A 15,425-nucleotide genomic window follows, 5' to 3' on the forward strand; every position below is an offset into this window, starting at 1 on the left:
CGTTGGGTGAGGCTTCGGCCATCCTGGCGCCGGGTGGGCCCGGTCATCGGCCCCGCATCCGGCAGGGCTCTGAATACTTACTCGTCGCGCTGGAACTTGAGGTCCCACACGCCGTGACCGAGGCGCTCGCCGCGCTTCTCGAACTTGGTCACCGGTCGTTCGCTGGGGCGTTCCACGTAACCTGCGGCGCCCGCCACATTATGGTAGCCCGGCGCCAGCGACATTACCTCCAACATATGCTCCGCGTATGGCTGCCAATCGGTGGCCATGTGCAGAACACCGCCGACCTTGAGCTTGCTGCGCACCAGTTCGGCGAAGCTCGCCTGGACGATACGGCGCTTGTGGTGACGCGCCTTGTGCCACGGATCGGGGAAGAACAGCAGGACGCGGTCGAGGCTGGCATCGGCCACGCAGTCGCGCAGCACTTCCAGGGCGTCGCAGCTGTACACACGGATGTTCGACAGGTTCTGCGTGAGCATGCCGTTGAGCAGGGCGCCGACGCCCGGCTTGTGCACTTCCACGCCGATGAAGTCCTGCTCCGGCGCGGCAGCGGCCATCTCCAGGGTGGCGTGGCCCATGCCGAAGCCGATCTCGAAGGTACGCGGCGCGCTGCGGCCGAACACCTGGTCGAAATCACGCAGGCCGTCTTCCAGCTGCAGGCCGAACTGCGGCCAGCCCTGGTCCAGGCCGCGCTGCTGGCCTTCGGTCATGCGCCCGGAGCGCATGACGAAACTCTTGATGGCGCGCATATGACGCTGGGCAGCGCCTTCGTCTGCCGGCTCGATGACTTCAGTCATGGGATTCTCTTACTTGATCAGGCCATCCAGCGGCGACGAGGCGCTGGCATAGAGTTTCTTCGGCATGCGCCCGGCGAGGTAGGCCATGCGCCCGGCGATGATGGCGTGCTTCATCGCTGCACCCATCAGGATCGGGTCCTGGGCGTGGGCGATGGCGCTGTTCATCAGCACCGCCTCGCAGCCCAGCTCCATGGCGATGGTGGCGTCGGACGCGGTACCCACGCCGGCGTCGACCAGCACCGGCACGGTCGCCTCTTCGAGGATGATGCGCAGGTTGTAGGGGTTGCAGATGCCCAGGCCAGTGCCGATCAGGCCGGCCAGCGGCATCACCGCGATGCAGCCCATGGCCGCCAGCTCGCGGGCGATGATCGGGTCATCGCTGGTGTAGACCATCACGTCGAAGCCTTCCTTGACCAGCACTTCGGCGGCCTTGAGGGTCTCGATCACGTTGGGGAACAGGGTCTTCTGGTCGGCCAGCACTTCCAGCTTGACCAGCTTGTGGCCGTCGAGCAGCTCGCGGGCCAGGCGGCAGGTGCGCACCGCTTCGGTGGCGTCATAGCAACCGGCGGTGTTGGGCAGGATGGTGTACTTGTCCGGCGAGATCACGTCGAGCAGGTTCGGCTCGCCCGGGTTCTGCCCGATGTTGGTCCGGCGCACCGCCACGGTGACGATCTCGGCGCCGCTGGCCTCGATGGCCAGGCGGGTTTCCTCGAGGTCCTTGTACTTGCCGGTACCCACCAGCAGGCGCGACTCGTAGGTGCGGCCGGCCAGGGTGAAGGGCTTGTCGATGATGGCGCTCATGGCAGTTCCTCGGGCGACTAGCCGCCGCCGATGGCGTGAACGACTTCCAGCTGGTCGCCGTCGCGCAGGATGGTGGAGCCGTGCTGACTGCGCGGCACGATGTCCAGATTGAGCTCGACCGCCACCCGCTTGCCGGCGGCATCGAGACGCACGAGCAGGTCGGCGACCGTGGCGCCGTCGGGCAACTCGAAGGATTCGCCGTTCAACTGGATGAGCATGGCTGGTCGGTCAGATTCTGAAAAGGGTCGGCATTCTAGCCCGATCGGCGACAGCCACCAAGGCGAGCGCACACCATCCGTCAGGCACGCCCGCCGCGCCAGGCCGCCAGGCCCAGGCACAGCCAGCCAGCGAGGAAGCACACACCGCCCAGCGGGGTGATCATGCCGAGCTTGCCCAGGCCGCTCAGGGTCAGCAGATAGAGGCTGCCGGAGAACAGCACGATGCCGACCGCGAACAGGCTGCCGGCGGCCTTGAGCAGACGCCCGGGCAGGCGCTCGGCGAGCAGCGCTACACCGAACAGGGCCAGGGCGTGGATCAGCTGGTAATGCACACCGGTCTGGAACACCGCCAGGTACTCCGCGCTGAGCTGGCCCTTGAGGCCGTGGGCGGCGAAGGCGCCGAGGGCCACGCCGGAGAAGCCGGCCACAGCCGCCAGCAGCAGAAAGACTCGTAACATGATCGGTTCCCAGACAGGTTGAATGCGGCCGCTATAATGGCCGCTCCCTCCCATCGGGCCAAGCCATGCTGCGCAACCTGTTCCGACGCCTGATCAAGCTGCTGCTGTGGTTCGCCGCCGGCTCCGCCCTACTGGTGCTGGCGCTGCGCTGGATCGACCCGCCCGGCACGGCGCTGATGGCCGAGCGCAAGGTGCAGTCCTGGGTCGATGGCGAGTCGATCGACCTGCAGCGGACCTGGCGCCCATGGAAGGAGCTGCCGGACAGCCTGAAGATCGCGGTGATCGCCGCCGAGGACCAGAAGTTCGCCGAGCACTGGGGCTTCGATGTCACGGCCATCCGCCAGGCCCTGGAGCACAACGCCGAGGGTGGCAGCCTGCGCGGCGCCAGCACCATCAGCCAGCAGGTAGCCAAGAACCTGTTCCTCTGGTCCGGCCGCAGCTGGCCACGCAAGGCGCTGGAGGCCTGGTTCACCGGACTGATCGAGCTGCTCTGGCCCAAGCAGCGCATCCTCGAGGTCTACCTCAACAGCGTGGAATGGGGCGATGGCGTATTCGGCGCCGAGGCCGCCGCACGCCACCACTTCAAGGTCGGCGCGCCCTACCTGTCGCGCACCCAGGCCAGCCTGCTCGCCGCCGTGCTGCCCAACCCGCGCGCCTGGAGTGCCAGCCGCCCCGGCCCGCACGTGCAGCGCCGCGCCGCCTGGATCCGCCAGCAGAGCTACCAGCTCGGCGGCAGCCACTACCTCAGCCAGCTGTCCTGGCAACTCCCGCCATGGTGGCCGGAGTGGGCGCCGCGTTCCTGAGGCGCAGCAGGCCCCAGGCGATCAACGCCTGACCGCTGAAGTAGCAGGTGACGATCACCAGCACCGCATACGGGAAGGGCTGCACGAACTTGTTCACGCCGATCAGCGAGTCGGCCACCACGAACAGCATGGCGCCCAGCCACAGCGGCCCCGGCCGCGATTCCAGGCGGCCGGCCAGGATCGCCATGGCCAGCAGGCAGCTCAGGTAGATCGCCACCGGAATCTTCAGCGCCCCCGCCGCCGGCAGCATCCAGGCCGCCATCACCAGCGAATAAAGTACGACCGGCAGGCTGCGCCAGAGCAGCCAGGGCCGCCCACGACCGAGCAGGGCGAAGGCCACCACGAAGGCCAGCTGATTGACCAGGAAGGCCAGCAGCGCCTGGACGAACAGGCCGTCGCGGTTGCCGAAGTCGAGGAAGAAATCACCCGCCGCCGCGCCCACGTAGCCCAGCGCCAGCCAACGCCCCGCAGCGCCGGGAAAGGCACGCCAGGCCAGCGCGGCGAAGATCAGCATGGGCAGCGGCTTGAGCAGCCAGCCCAGCGGGTATGGCTTGAGCGGCAGCAGGAGCAGATAGATGACACCCAGCCCGATGGCGAGGGTGTAGAGGCGCAGCTGGCTGGCAGACATGGCGGACTCCCGTGGATGGAGAGCCGATCCTGCCTAAGGCCACGTCGCCCGACCAGTCGTCAGGCGCCAGCGGCCATGGCCGAACGCGTCAGTGCTGCAGCAGGCGCTTGGGCACGGCGCGCAACAACTGCACGCGCTCATCCTGGATATGCGCGGTCAGCCCCTGCTGCGGGTAGACCCAGGCCTCGCCTTCCTGCAGCTGCAGGCGTAGGCGCGGCTCACCCAGGCTGGCGCTCAGCGTTGTTGCCGACACCAGTTGCTGCGGCAGCAGATTGAGCCCCTCGATATTGCGCCCGGCCAGCTGCGCCAGCATTTCCGCCGACTGCGGCTGCTCGGGATCATTCGGACGCACCCCGCTGGCGTCGGCCAGGCTGGCGCGCTGCGCATCGCTGAGCGCCAGCTCGCCCTCCACTCGCCAGCCGTCCAGCTCGCCACGCAGCAGCAGGCGCGGGCCGTCCATGCGTGGCTGCAGCCACAGTTCGGCCGCGGACAGGCGCTGGCTCAGATCGCCGACACTGAGACGATCCTCGAGCAGCGGCCGCAGTACCTCGATATCCCACTGCTGCAGCCAGGGCGCCGGCGCGACCTTGTCCTCGCGCGGGGTCAGCAGCCAGTAGCCGAGCAGACAGCTGGCCAGGGCCACGATGGTGAACAGCAGGGCAGGCGGACGACGACTCACGAATAAACTCCGGGCAGAAAAAAGCCGCACCTGGGTGCGGCTTCTCGGGGTGGTGCGACTTACGCCTGAATCGAGCCTTTCAGCTTGTTCATGGCGTTCTTCTCCAGCTGGCGGATACGCTCGGCGGAGACGTTGTACTTGGCGGCCAGGTCGTGCAGGGTCGCCTTCTCCTCGGCCAGCCAGCGCTGATAGAGGATGTCGCGGCTACGCTCGTCCAGGCCTTCCAGCGCCTCGTGCAGGCTGGCATTGGCGCTGTCGCTCCAGTCGGCCTCTTCCAGCTGGCGAGCCGGATCGTAGCGATGGTCTTCCAGATAGTGGGCCGGCGACTGGTAGGCGGTATCGTCGTCGGCATCGGCTGCCGGGTCGAAGGCCATGTCGTGCCCCGTCAGGCGGCTCTCCATCTCGCGCACTTCGCGCGGTTCCACACCCAGGCTGTCGGCCACGGCGTGCACTTCATCGTTGCTCAGCCAGGCCAGACGCTTCTTCTGGCTGCGCAGGTTGAAGAACAGCTTGCGCTGCGCCTTGGTGGTGGCGACCTTGACGATGCGCCAGTTGCGCAGGATGAACTCGTGAATCTCGGCCTTGATCCAGTGCACGGCGAAGGACACCAGGCGCACACCCATTTCCGGGTTGAAGCGCTTGACCGCCTTCATCAGGCCGACGTTGCCTTCTTGAATCAGGTCAGCCTGGGCCAGGCCATAGCCGGCATAGCTGCGGGCGATGTGCACGACGAAACGCAGGTGAGCCAGCACCATCTGGCGCGCGGCTTCCAGGTCTTGCTCGTAGTAGAGACTCTCGGCCAGCTCGCGCTCCTGCTCGACGGACAGCAACGGAATGCTGTTCACCGCATGCACATAGGCCTCCAGGTTGGCGCCTGGGACTAGGGCATGGACAGGTTGCAGGGAAGTGGTCATCAAAAACCTCCGGTATTACGGGATCGGCGCAGTCTAGCACCGTCGATCCTGAGACGGGCAAGCTGGACGAAAGTTCCCGTACAGCTAGCCGGGGATCAAGACAAAAACAAAACTGTTACTTTGGTGCGAGCTCGCTCAGATGGCGGGCTACCGCAAGCCAGGCGCCAATATAACCGAGGAAAACCGCGCCCAACAGCAGTGACAGACCATCGGCGGCCGGCACGCCGACCAGGGCGAAGTCGCTGCCGTACAGGCCGGCCAGGCGCACCACTGCATCGTTCAGCCAGTCCAGGCCGAAGGCCAGCAGGCCCCAGGACAGCAGGCCGGCGCCCAGGCCATACAGCGCGCCCATATAGAGGAAGGGCCGGCGCACGTAGCCGTCGGTACCGCCGACCAACTTGATCACCTCGATCTCGTTGCGCCGGTTCTCGATGTGCAGACGAATGGTGTTGCCGATCACCAGCAGCAGCGCCATCACCAGCAGCAGGGTCAGGCCGAAGACGAAGCGATCGCCCAGGCCGAGGATGGCGCCGAGGCGCTCCACCCACTGCAGGTCGAGCTGCGCCTGGTCGACGCCGGACATCTCCGACAGGCGCTGGCGCAGGGCCTCAAGGCGCGCCTTGTCGATTTCCTTGGGCGTGACCACCACCACTGCGGGCAGCGGGTTGTCCGGCAGGTCGCGCAGCGCCTGGCCGAGGCCGGACTGCTGCTCGAACGCCGCCAGGCCGGCCTCGCGACCGATGAACTCGGCCTCGGCCACATCGTCCATGCCGGCGACTGCGTCGCGCAGCTGCAGGCCGGCGTCGTCGCCAGCCTCCACCTTCAGGTACAGGGAAATCTGTGCGGCCTTCTGCCAGGAGCCGCCGAGGCGCTCGACGTTGTCCAGCAGCAGGGCCAGGCCCATGGGCAGCGACAGCGCCACGGCCATTACCAGGCAGGTGAAGAAGCTGCCAATCGGCTGACCAACGAGGCGGCCGAGGCTGTCGACCAGGCTGGCGCGGTGGCTCTCGACCCAGGCGGCGAACAGGGTGGAGAAGTCCGGGCCCTGCTTGATCGGCTTGTCGGCCTTGCTCTGTACGGCGCCGACACGCTCGGCGGCCTTGATATTGCGTTGGTTGTCGCTCATCAGCTGGCCTCCCCGTCGCCGATCAGTCGGCCGCGTTGCAGGGTAAGCATGCGGTGGCGCATGCGCGCGATCAGGGCCAGGTCGTGACTGGCGATCAGCACCGTGGTACCGAGGCGATTGATGTCCTCGAACACACCCATGATCTCCGCAGCCAGGCGCGGGTCGAGGTTACCGGTGGGCTCGTCCGCCAGCAGCAGGGCTGGGCGATGGACCACAGCGCGGGCAATGCCGACGCGCTGCTGCTGACCGGTGGAGAGGTCCGCCGGGAACTGCTCGGCCTTGTCGGACAGCGATACGCGCTCCAGCGCCGCGCCGACGCGCTTGGCGATGTCCGGCTTGGACAGGCCGAGGATCTGCAGCGGCAGGGCGACGTTGTCGAACACGCTGCGGTCGAACAGCAGCTGGTGGTTCTGGAACACCACGCCGATCTGCCGACGCAGGAAGGGAATCTGCGCGGTGGTGATCTGCGACAGGTCCTGGCCAGCCAGCAGCAGCTTGCCGGTGGTCGGCCGCTCCATCGCCAGCAGCAGGCGCAGCAGGGTGGACTTGCCGGCGCCGGAGTGGCCGGTGACGAAGAGGAACTCGCCGCGGCGCACGCCAAAGCTCAGTTCGTGCAACCCGACATGGCCGTTGGAATACCGCTTGCCGACCTGCTCGAATCGAATCATCCCTGTTCCTTCTCAGCAAAGAGTGCCTGGACGAAGTCCGTGGCGACGAAGGTGCGCAGATCGTCGATGCCCTCGCCGACCCCGATATAGCGGATCGGCAGGCCAAACTGCTTAGCCAGGGCGAAGATCACCCCGCCCTTGGCGGTGCCGTCCAGCTTGGTCAGCGCCAGGCCAGTAAGGGCCACGGCCTGGTTGAACTGCTTGGTCTGGTTGATCGCGTTCTGCCCGGTGCCGGCGTCCAGCACCAGCAGCACTTCGTGGGGAGCGGTCTCGTCCAGCTTGCCAATGACCCGACGGACCTTCTTCAGTTCCTCCATCAGGTTGTCCTTGGTGTGCAGACGGCCGGCGGTGTCGGCGATCAGCACATCGACGCCACGGGCCTTGGCGGCCTGCACCGCGTCGAAGATCACCGAGGCGGAGTCGGCGCCGGTGTGCTGGGCGATTACCGCGATGTTGTTGCGCTCGCCCCACACCTGCAGCTGTTCGACGGCAGCGGCACGGAAGGTGTCGCCGGCGGCGAGCATGACCTTCTTGCCCTCACCCTGCAGCTTCTTGGCCAGCTTGCCGATGGTGGTGGTCTTGCCGACGCCGTTCACGCCGACCACCAGGATCACGTAGGGCTGCTTCTCGGCGGTGATCACCAGCGGCTGCTCGACCGGCTTGAGCAGGCCACCCAGCTCTTCCTGCAGCGCCTTGTACAGCGCCTCGCTGTCGGCCAGCTCCTTGCGCGCCACACGCTTGGTCAGGCTGCCGATGATCACGCCGGTCGCCTCGACGCCAACGTCGGCGGTCAGCAGGCGGGTCTCCAGCTCTTCGAGTAGGTCGTCGTCGATGGCCTTCTTGCCGAGGAACAGGCTGGCCATGCCCTCGCCCAGGCTGGCGCTGGTCTTCGACAGGCTCTGCTTGAGGCGGGCGAACCAGCCGCCCTGGTTGTCGCCAGGCTTGCTCTGCTCGACCTGGACGGGAGCGGCCTCGACTACCAGCTGCGGCTGCGGCTCGGGCTGGATCTCGACCTGCACCGGCTGCTCGTGCACCGGGTGGCTGACCTCGTCGCCAGCGTTGATGCGGAAACGCGAGAAGGCCGGCTTCGGCTCTTCCGCCGGCGGCTGGGCTTCGGCCACGGGCTCGACAGCAGGCTGCTCCACGACAGGCGGCGCGGCGGTGACTTCGGCAACCGGCGCTTGCTCGACGCTCGGCTCCGCGACTACCGGGGGACTGACAGGCTCGACGGCAGGCGCCGGGCTGACGGGCGCCTCGGCCTCGAGCGGAGCTACCGGGGCAGTCGGCTCGGGCTGGGCTGGCTCGGGAGTCGCCTGGGTCTCTTGCGGCTTCTTGCGCAGCCAGCCGAACAGGGATTTCTTCTCGCCGGGTTGCTCCGGCGATGGCTTGTCGTCTTGGGAACCAAACATGGGTCGCTTGATCTCAGGGGAGCCGCACGGATCGCCGCGCCGCCCCGGAAAAGGATGCGGTATCCTAGCACCTCTTCGCCCGCCGGCGGTACGACCGCCCGGGCCGTCCGACAGGTCAAGAGCCCCTATGACACGACTCGCCCGCCGCTGCGCCGGCCTGCTCCTCGCAACCCTCCTCGCACCCCTGCCGGCCCTGGCCGCAGAACCGCAACCGACCCACGAATTCCAGCTGGACAACGGCCTCAAGGTCATCGTCCGCGAGGATCACCGCGCCCCCGTGGTGGTCTCCCAGCTCTGGTACAAGGTCGGCTCCAGCTATGAGACGCCCGGCCAGACCGGCCTGTCCCATGCCCTCGAGCACATGATGTTCAAGGGCAGCCGCAAGCTCGGCCCCGGCGAGGCCTCGCGCATCCTGCGCGACCTCGGCGCCGAGGAGAACGCCTTCACCAGCGACGACTACACCGCCTACTACCAGGTGCTGTCGCGCGACCGCCTGGCAGTGGCCTTCGAGCTGGAGGCCGACCGCCTGGCCAGCCTCAAGCTGCCGGCCGACGAGTTCGCCCGCGAGATCGAGGTGATCAAGGAGGAGCGCCGCCTGCGCACCGACGACAAGCCCACCTCGCTGGCCTACGAGCGCTTCAAGGCCATGGCCTACCCGGCCAGCGGCTACCACACCCCGACCATTGGCTGGATGGCCGACCTCGAGCGCATGACCGTCGAGGAGCTGCGCCACTGGTACCAGGCCTGGTACGCACCGAACAACGCCACCCTGGTGGTGGTCGGTGACGTCACCAAGGACGAGGTGCAGAGCCTGGCCCAGCACTACTTCGGCGCCATCCCGCGCCGCGAGGTGCCGCCGGCGAAGATCCCGCGTGAGCTGGCCGAGCCCGGCGAGCGGCGCATCAAGCTGCATGTACAGACCCAGCTACCGAGCCTGCTGATGGGCTTCAACGTGCCCGGCATCGCCACCAGCGCCGATGCGCGCCAGGTGCACGCCCTGCGCCTGATCGCCGCGCTGCTCGACGGCGGCTACAGCGCCCGCCTGCCGTCGCGCCTGGAGCGTGGCGAGGAGCTGGTCTCCGGCGCTTCGGCCAGCTACGACGCCTTCGACCGTGGCGACAGCCTGTTCCTGCTGACGGCGATGCCCAACGTGCAGAAGGGCAAAACCCTGGAGCAGGTCGAAGCCGGCCTGTGGCGCCAGCTCGACGACCTCAAGCAGACCCCACCCGGCGCCGAGGAACTGGCCCGCGTGCGCGCCCAGGTGATCGCCGGCCTGGTCTACGAGCGCGACTCGATCACCAGCCAGGCCACCACCATCGGCTCGCTGGAGACCGTCGGCCTGTCCTGGCAGCTGATGGACCAGGACCTCGCCGCACTGGAGGCCGTGACCCCGGCCGATATCCAGAAGGCCGCGCAGACCTTCTTCACCCGCTCGCGCCTGTCGGTTGCCCACATCCTGCCCGAGAACACTGCTGAAGGAGTCCAGCCATGAGCGAGCGCAACGGCCTGCGTTACGGCCTGCTCGGCCTCGGCCTGATCCTGCTGGTCGGCCTGCTGACATTCATCGCCACGCGCACCGCGCAGGCGCCAACCGACACCCCCGCGCCCTCGACCCAGCTGGAATCGCTGGCCACCCTCGAGGGCAAGGCGCCGAGCAAGCGCACCCTGGACATCCAGCAGTGGCAGACCGTCGAAGGCGCCCGCGTGCTGTTCGTCGAGGCGCGCCAGCTACCGATGTTCGACCTGCGCCTGACCTTCGCCGCCGGCAGCAGCCGCGACGAGGGCGTGGCCGGCCTGGCCACCCTGACCAACGCCATGCTCAACGAGGGCGTGGCCGGCAAGGATGTCACCGCCATCGCCGAGGGCTTCGAGAGCCTCGGCGCCGACTTCGGCAACGGTGCTTACCGCGATATGGCGGTGGCCAGCCTGCGCAGCCTGAGCGCCGCCGAGCAGCGCGTGCCGGCACTCAAGCTGTTCGAGCAGGTAGTCGGCCAGCCGACCTTCCCCGAGGACTCGCTGGCGCGGATCAAGAACCAGCTGCTGGCCGGCTTCGAATACCAGAAGCAGAACCCCGGCAAGCTGGCCGGCCTGCAGTTGTTCGAACGCCTGTACGGCCAGCATCCCTACGCGCATCCGAGCGAGGGCAATGAGCAGTCGATCCCGGCCATCGGCACCGACCAGCTGCGCGCCTTCCATGCCAAGGCCTATGCCGCCGGCAACGCGGTGATCGCCCTGGTCGGCGACCTCAGCCGTGCCGAAGCCGAGGCCATGGCCGCTGAGGTCTCCGCCGCCCTGCCCAAGGGCCCGGCGCTGCCGCCCATCGCCCAGCCCGAGGAGCCCAAGGCCGGCCCCAGCCACATCGAGTTCCCCTCCAAGCAGACCCACCTGATGCTGGCCCAGCTCGGCATCGACCGCCGCGAGCCGGACTACGCCGCGCTGACCCTGGGCAACCAGATTCTCGGCGGCGGCGGCTTCGGCACCCGCCTGATGGAAGAGGTGCGCGAGAAACGCGGCCTGACCTACGGCATCTACTCCGGCTTCAGCGCCATGCAGGCCCGCGGGCCGTTCATGATCAACCTGCAGACCCGCGCCGAGCAGAGCGAGGGCACCCTCAAGCTGGTGCAGGACATCCTTCGTGACTACCTGGCCAACGGCCCGACGCAGAAGGAACTGGACGACGCCAAGCGCGAGATGGTCGGCAGCTTCCCGCTGAGCACCGCGAGCAATGCCGACATCGTCGGCCAGCTCGGCGCCATGGGCTTCTACGACCTGCCGCTGAGCTATCTCGACGACTTCATGAGCGAGGTCCAGGGCCTGAGCGTCGAGCAGGTCAAGGCCGCCATGGCCAAGCACCTGGACCTGAACAAGCTGGTCATCGTCACCGCCGGCCCCACGGTCGAGCAGAAGCCGCTGCCGCCACCCACCGACAAACCAGCCGAGCAACCCGCCGGCCCGCCGGAGCACTGATGCGCAAGTCCCCAGGTAAGAAGCCCACCGAACACAATGGCAGCGGCCAGCTGCGCATCATCGGTGGCGAGTGGCGCAGCCGCCAGTTCAGCTTCCCGATGGCCCACGGCCTGCGCCCGACGCCCAACCGCGTGCGCGAAACTCTGTTCAACTGGCTGGCGCCCTATGTCGAGGGCGCTCACGTACTGGACTGCTTCACCGGCAGCGGCGCGCTGTTCCTCGAAGCCCTGTCGCGCGGCGCCAGCAGCGCCCTGGCGCTGGACAGCAACAGCAGCGCCATCGCCAGCCTGCGGCAGATCCTCACCACGCTGAAATGCAGCAACGGCCAGTTGCTGCAGACCAACGCCCTGCAGCATCTGGAAAACCAGCCGGCCACCCCCTATGACCTGGTGTTCCTCGACCCACCCTTCGGCCAGGACCTGCTGGCCCCGGCCTGCCTGCTGCTGGAAGAAAAAGGCTGGCTGGCCAAGGACGCCTGGATCTACACCGAAAGCGAAACCGCACCCTCGACCCTGGCCATGCCCGGCAACTGGCGCCTGCACCGCGAACAGAAGGCCGGCCAGGTCTACTACTCGCTGTGGCAGCGCTGCTGAAGCTGCCTTGAAGAGCTTCATCTACGACAACCTGCCGTATGTGCTGCTGTCCGCAATCGCGCTGGCGCTGCTGTTCACCGACCGAGAGATCGGCTTCGGCCTGAACCGCAACATCCGCGAGGACAGCGGCATCGTGATCGGCCTGGCCGAGCAGCGCGTCCTGGCTCTGCTGGTGCTCCTGTTTACGGCGTGGAAGATCTTGATGCGCCCCCGGCGCTAAAGCCTCTCTCGCTGGCATATCCCGCGCTTGCGCACGTGAACGCTGCGAACCTCGGCGGTTGCGGCGTCCATAAACTGCAATCTGCGATCTTCATCATCCACTCGTAGGTATGCACTGAGTCACGCCTCTGCGAAGCCAGCGCCCTCACCCAGGCCGCTTCGCAACGCATGGCTCCAGTGCGCGTGCCGGCCCTGTGGCCGACAGCCAATCGAGGTCATGACGCATGAAGATCGCCGTTGCCGGGCTGGGTTACGTGGGGCTGTCGAATGCCGTGCTGCTCGCCCAGCAGCACGAGGTGGTCGCGCTGGACATCGACGCCAGCCGGGTCGAGCAGCTCAATCGCCGGCAGGCGCCGGTGGCCGACCCCGAGGCCGAGGAGTACCTGGCGAGCAAGACGCTCAACCTGCGCGCTACCTTGGACAGTCGTGACGCCTTCGAGGGCGCGGACTATGTGCTGATCGCCACGCCCTCCGACTACGACCCGCAGACCCATCACTTCAACACCCAGGCCATCGAGAGCGTGATCATCGAGGCGATGGCAATCAATCCGCGCGCGGTGCTGGTGATCAAGTCGACAGTGCCGGTCGGCTACACCGAGAAGACCCGCCAGCGCCTGAACTGCGAGCAGCTGATCTTCTCCCCCGAGTTCCTGCGCGAGGGCCGCGCCCTGTACGACACCCTGCACCCGAGCCGCATCGTGGTCGGCGAGCGCTCGCCGCGCGCGCAGGTGTTCGCCGAGCTGCTCAAGGAGTGCGCCGTCGAGCCCAACGTGCCGATCCTGCTCACCGGCTCCACCGAGGCGGAGGCGATCAAGCTGTTCGCCAATGCCTACCTGGCCATGCGCGTGTCCTACTTCAACGAGCTCGACACCTACGCCGCCAGCCACGGCCTGGACAGCCGGCAGATCATCGAGGGCGTCGGCCTCGATGCGCGCATTGGCAGCCACTACAACAACCCCTCGTTCGGCTACGGCGGCTACTGCCTGCCCAAGGACACCCAGCAGCTGCTGGCCAACTACCGAGACGTGCCGCAGAACCTGATCCACGCCATCGTCGCCTCGAACACCACGCGCAAGGACTTCATCGCCGCCGAGATCCTCAAGCGCCAGCCGCGCGTGGTCGGCGTCTATCGGCTGATCATGAAGAGCGGTTCGGACAACTTCCGCGCCTCCAGCATCCTGTGCATCATGCGCCGCCTCGCCGCCGCCGGCGTGGAGCTGGTGGTCTACGAACCAGGCCTGCCGGAGGACTACACCGACGCCCGGGTGCTGGGCGATCTGGCGCAGTTCAAGGCCATGGCCGACGTGATCCTCAGCAACCGGATGCACGCCGACCTCGCCGATGTGGCGAACAAGGTCTACAGCCGCGACCTGTTCGGCCGCGACTGAAGGCTTCTCGTCGCTGCAACGGCGCCTTAAGCTGGAGGCGTTTTCCGCTCCGAGCAGTACCGATGTCCGCACCGACCTTCTCCCCCGCCTGGTGGCTGCCCAGCCCGCACCTGCAGACCCTGTTCGGCTCGCTGTGCCGCACCCCGCCCCAGCTGCCGCGCCAGCGCGAACGCCTGTGGCTGGAGGATGGTGACTTCCTCGACCTCGACTGGCACGGCCCGCACGAAGCCACGGCGCCGCTGGTGCTGGTGCTGCACGGCCTGACCGGCTCCTCCAGCTCGCACTATGTGCTCGGCCTGCAGCAGCAGCTGGCGAGCCAGGGCTGGGCCAGCGTGGCGCTGAACTGGCGCGGCTGCTCGGGCGAGCCCAACCTGCTGCCGCGCGGCTACCACTCCGGGGTCAGCGAGGACGTGGTCAGCGTGGTGCGCCACCTGCAGGCGCAGCGGCCGCTGGCACCGCTGTATGCGGTGGGCTATTCGCTGGGCGGCAACGTGCTGCTCAAGTACCTCGGCGAGTCGGGCGGCGAATCCGGTCTGCAGGGCGCGGTGGCGGTGTCGGTGCCGTTCCGCCTGGACCACTGCGCCGAGCGCATCGACCGTGGCTTCTCCAAGGTCTACCAGGCGCACTTCATGCGCGAGCTGGTCGCCTATGTGCGCGACAAGCAGCAACGCTTCACCGACGAAGGTCACCACGAGCGCCTGGCGGCGCTGCAGCAGCTCGGCCCGCTGGAGGGCATGCGCACCTTCTGGGACTTCGACGGCCGCTTCACCGCGCCGCTGCACGGCTACGCCGACGCCGATGACTACTACCGCCGCGCCTCCAGCCGCTACTACCTGGAGCGCATCACCACGCCGACCCTGATCATCCAGTCCAGCGACGATCCCTTCGTCTTCCCGCACAGCGTGCCGCTGAGCCAGGAGCTGTCGGCCAGCACCCAACTGGAGCTGCATAGCCGTGGCGGGCATGTCGGCTTCGTCGGGGGCTCGCCGCGGCGGCCGGAGTTCTACCTGGAGCGGCGCATTCCGCAGTGGCTGGAGACGGCGCGCTAGCCGATCACCGCATCCATCGGCACATGCAGGCGCTGCAACAGCGCCTGCACCGCGTCCCGCGCAGCCTCGGTGGCATAGCCGCCTTCCAGTGCCAGGATCTGGTACACGCCGCGGCGCATCAGCTCCTCGCTGAGGTCCCCCGGACTGCTGCGCACGGTACAGAGGAAGCGTACCCAGGAGGTGAGGATGATCCAGCTGTTGAGCACCAGCGCCTCGATCTGCTGATCGTTCATAGCCAGGATGTCGGCGGCGACGAAGCCGCGGTAGATCTCGGTGGCGCCCTGCAGGCAGCGGTGGGCGAAGGCGCGGTAGCGCTCGGCCAGCTCGGCGTCGATCTCCAGCAAATGTTCCAGGTCGCGGTGCAGGAAGCGGTAGTGCCACATGGCCGCCAGCAGCGCCTCCAGATAGAAGGACTTGTCCGCCACCGTCAGCGCGCGGCCCTCGGGCACGCGCAGGAAGGTGTCGACCCGGCTTTCGTACTCGGCGAACAGCTCGGCGACGATCGCCTGCTTGTTGCGGAAGTGGTAGTACAGGTTGCCCGGCGACATGCCCAGGTGCGCGGCGATGTGGTTGGTGGTGACGCTGCGCTCGCCCTGGGCGTTGAACAGCTCCAGGCTGGCTTCGACGATGCGGTCGCGGGTCTTGTTCTTCGGGGCCATGGTTCGGCTCGGTGCGAAAAGTGACAAAAGTACAGGGAAGCATGCGGGC

18 protein-coding genes are annotated in these 15,425 nt (G+C 67.6%); 7 read left to right on the top strand and 11 right to left on the bottom strand.

Features of this window, described 5'->3' with window-relative positions; translation table 11 throughout:
- Window positions 1-77: 77 nt before the first annotated feature.
- From trmB to PTT45_RS05635, 4 genes are all read right to left on the bottom strand, one after another.
- Window positions 78-749, bottom strand: a complete 672-nt coding sequence (gene trmB / locus PTT45_RS05620; protein ID WP_273812267.1) for a tRNA (guanosine(46)-N7)-methyltransferase TrmB — start codon at window positions 747-749, stop codon at window positions 78-80.
- Window positions 750-806: 57 nt separating this feature from the next.
- A complete protein-coding gene (locus tag PTT45_RS05625; protein WP_273812001.1) occupies window positions 807-1,598 on the bottom strand; it encodes a thiazole synthase in 792 nt (263 codons plus the stop codon).
- Window positions 1,599-1,615: 17 nt separating this feature from the next.
- Window positions 1,616-1,816: a sulfur carrier protein ThiS gene (gene thiS / locus PTT45_RS05630; protein ID WP_273812002.1), complete on the bottom strand. Its 201-nt coding sequence runs from the start codon at window positions 1,814-1,816 to the stop codon at window positions 1,616-1,618.
- 80 nt (window positions 1,817-1,896) lie between these two features.
- On the bottom strand, window positions 1,897-2,274 hold the full coding sequence (locus tag PTT45_RS05635) for a DUF423 domain-containing protein (protein ID WP_273812004.1): 378 nt from the start codon (window positions 2,272-2,274) through the stop codon (window positions 1,897-1,899).
- Between the two features lie 65 nt (window positions 2,275-2,339).
- On the opposite strand from PTT45_RS05635, the gene mtgA reads away from it, so the two are divergent.
- Window positions 2,340-3,077, top strand: coding sequence for a monofunctional biosynthetic peptidoglycan transglycosylase (gene mtgA, locus PTT45_RS05640; protein WP_273812005.1), 738 nt, complete (start codon window positions 2,340-2,342; stop codon window positions 3,075-3,077).
- Here the strand turns inward: mtgA and PTT45_RS05645 are convergent.
- The 6 genes from PTT45_RS05645 to ftsY all read right to left on the bottom strand — a co-directional run bounded on the left by PTT45_RS05645 (window position 3,019) and on the right by ftsY (window position 8,501).
- On the bottom strand, window positions 3,019-3,705 hold the full coding sequence (locus PTT45_RS05645; protein ID WP_273812006.1) for a lysoplasmalogenase: 687 nt from the start codon (window positions 3,703-3,705) through the stop codon (window positions 3,019-3,021). The genes mtgA and PTT45_RS05645 overlap by 59 nt on opposite strands.
- A gap of 88 nt (window positions 3,706-3,793) precedes the next feature.
- Complete coding sequence (locus PTT45_RS05650; protein ID WP_273812007.1) at window positions 3,794-4,384, bottom strand: hypothetical protein; 591 nt, start codon at window positions 4,382-4,384, stop codon at window positions 3,794-3,796.
- Window positions 4,385-4,443: 59 nt separating this feature from the next.
- Window positions 4,444-5,298, bottom strand: a complete 855-nt coding sequence (rpoH, locus tag PTT45_RS05655) for an RNA polymerase sigma factor RpoH (protein WP_043308027.1) — start codon at window positions 5,296-5,298, stop codon at window positions 4,444-4,446.
- A 115-nt stretch (window positions 5,299-5,413) separates the two neighbouring features.
- Complete coding sequence (gene ftsX, locus PTT45_RS05660) at window positions 5,414-6,424, bottom strand: permease-like cell division protein FtsX (RefSeq protein ID WP_273812010.1); 1,011 nt, start codon at window positions 6,422-6,424, stop codon at window positions 5,414-5,416.
- On the bottom strand, window positions 6,424-7,092 hold the full coding sequence (gene ftsE / locus PTT45_RS05665) for a cell division ATP-binding protein FtsE (protein ID WP_273812011.1): 669 nt from the start codon (window positions 7,090-7,092) through the stop codon (window positions 6,424-6,426). Before ftsE ends, ftsX begins: the two co-directional genes overlap by 1 nt.
- On the bottom strand, window positions 7,089-8,501 hold the full coding sequence (gene ftsY, locus PTT45_RS05670; protein ID WP_273812013.1) for a signal recognition particle-docking protein FtsY: 1,413 nt from the start codon (window positions 8,499-8,501) through the stop codon (window positions 7,089-7,091). The genes ftsE and ftsY overlap by 4 nt, the downstream gene beginning before the upstream one ends.
- A 127-nt stretch (window positions 8,502-8,628) precedes the next feature.
- On the opposite strand from ftsY, the gene PTT45_RS05675 reads away from it, so the two are divergent.
- From PTT45_RS05675 to PTT45_RS05700, 6 genes are all read left to right on the top strand, one after another.
- Complete coding sequence (locus PTT45_RS05675; RefSeq protein ID WP_273812014.1) at window positions 8,629-9,993, top strand: M16 family metallopeptidase; 1,365 nt, start codon at window positions 8,629-8,631, stop codon at window positions 9,991-9,993.
- Window positions 9,990-11,468 (top strand): M16 family metallopeptidase, encoded by a 1,479-nt coding sequence (locus PTT45_RS05680; RefSeq protein WP_273812015.1) that lies wholly within the window; start codon window positions 9,990-9,992, stop codon window positions 11,466-11,468. The genes PTT45_RS05675 and PTT45_RS05680 overlap by 4 nt, the downstream gene beginning before the upstream one ends.
- Window positions 11,468-12,061 carry a 16S rRNA (guanine(966)-N(2))-methyltransferase RsmD gene (gene rsmD / locus PTT45_RS05685; RefSeq protein WP_273812016.1) on the top strand — a complete coding sequence of 198 codons (594 nt, stop codon included), beginning with the start codon at window positions 11,468-11,470 and terminating at the stop codon, window positions 12,059-12,061. The genes PTT45_RS05680 and rsmD overlap by 1 nt, the downstream gene beginning before the upstream one ends.
- Before the next feature lie 7 nt (window positions 12,062-12,068).
- Complete coding sequence (locus PTT45_RS05690) at window positions 12,069-12,281, top strand: hypothetical protein (RefSeq protein WP_273812017.1); 213 nt, start codon at window positions 12,069-12,071, stop codon at window positions 12,279-12,281.
- Between the two features lie 223 nt (window positions 12,282-12,504).
- Window positions 12,505-13,668 (top strand): nucleotide sugar dehydrogenase, encoded by a 1,164-nt coding sequence (locus PTT45_RS05695; RefSeq protein ID WP_273812018.1) that lies wholly within the window; start codon window positions 12,505-12,507, stop codon window positions 13,666-13,668.
- A gap of 62 nt (window positions 13,669-13,730) precedes the next feature.
- The gene (locus PTT45_RS05700; protein ID WP_273812019.1) at window positions 13,731-14,717 is read left to right on the top strand and encodes a hydrolase; all 987 of its coding nucleotides are present in this window, start codon (window positions 13,731-13,733) and stop codon (window positions 14,715-14,717) included.
- On the opposite strand, the gene PTT45_RS05705 is transcribed toward PTT45_RS05700, so the two are convergent.
- The gene (locus PTT45_RS05705; RefSeq protein ID WP_273812020.1) at window positions 14,714-15,376 is read right to left on the bottom strand and encodes a TetR/AcrR family transcriptional regulator; all 663 of its coding nucleotides are present in this window, start codon (window positions 15,374-15,376) and stop codon (window positions 14,714-14,716) included. The two genes, PTT45_RS05700 and PTT45_RS05705, sit on opposite strands and share 4 nt — an antisense overlap.
- Between the last annotated feature and the right edge of the window lie 49 nt (window positions 15,377-15,425).

This window comes from Pseudomonas sp. Gutcm_11s (assembly GCF_028649395.1).
GTDB lineage: Bacteria > Pseudomonadota > Gammaproteobacteria > Pseudomonadales > Pseudomonadaceae > Aquipseudomonas.